General features: G+C 63.3%; 1 protein-coding gene. It reads left to right on the forward strand.

The genetic code is table 11. The features are described 5' to 3' along the window. Positions 1 to 81: 81 nt before the first annotated feature. Positions 82 to 1,103 (forward strand): IS5 family transposase (locus ACZBJS_RS42545; RefSeq protein ID WP_463440336.1); only part of this gene is annotated, 1,022 nt, incomplete at its 3' end.

Genomic DNA, 1,103 nt, shown 5'->3' on the forward strand with positions numbered 1-1,103 from the left:
CTAGCAGGCTGTTGAAAAAAGGCGGTCGCCGCCGACCGAGGATCATGATTCATTGGCTCCGACGAGATTCGGAGATGGTGCGTGCGCGGCGGCGACAATCGAACGGGCGAGCTGTTCAGCTACGTCGACCTGGAAGCAAGGGTGCGGCGTGATCATCCGCTGCGAGGGATCCGGACGATCGTGAACGAGGCGCTGGCGGCGCTGGAGCACGAGTTCGCCGCCCTTTATTCGCCGATTGGACGGCCGTCGATCCCGCCGGAGAAGCTGCTGCGGGCGATGCTGTTGCAGGCGTTTTATTCGATCCGCTCGGAGCGACTTCTGATGGAGCGGTTGGAATATGATTTGCTGTTCCGCTGGTTCGTCGGAATCGGAGTCGACGATGCAGCCTGGGACCATTCGGTATTCTCGAAGAACCGCGACCGGCTGCTGGAAGGCGACATCGCGGCGAAGTTCCTGGCGGCGGTGCTGGCGCAGCCCAGGGTGAAGAAGCTTCTGTCGAGCGATCACTTCTCGGTCGACGGCACGCTGATCGAGGCCTGGGCCTCGATCAAGAGCGTCAAACCGAAGGATAGCTCCGGCGAGCCGCCGGCCCAAGGCGGCGGGCGCAATGCTGAAGCGAACTTCCATGGCCAGAAGCGCTCCAACGACACCCATGCTTCGACCACCGATCCGGAGGCCAGGCTCTACCGCAAGGGGAAAGGCAAGGAGACGAAGCTGTGCTTCATCGGGCACGGGCTGATGGAGAACCGCCACGGCTTGCTGGTCGACGCCTGCCTGACGCAGGCCGGTGGGCATGCCGAACGGGTGGCCGCGCTGCACATGATCGAGCCTCGTGCCGATCGACCGACAGCGATCACGCTTGGTGCCGACAAAGCCTACGATGCAGAAGACTTCGTCAACGAGCTGCGCTCGATGAACGTGACGCCGCATGTTGCGCAGAACACCGGCGGCCGTAGCTCTGCGATCGACGGGCGTACGACCCGGCACGGCGGTTATGCTGTCAGCCAGCGCATCCGCAAGCGGATTGAGGAGGCATTCGGCTGGATCAAGACGGTCGCCGGGCAAGAGAAGACCAGATTCCGTGGCCGTGATCGGGTCGGATG

Source organism: Bradyrhizobium sp. KZN70725, assembly GCF_055264925.1.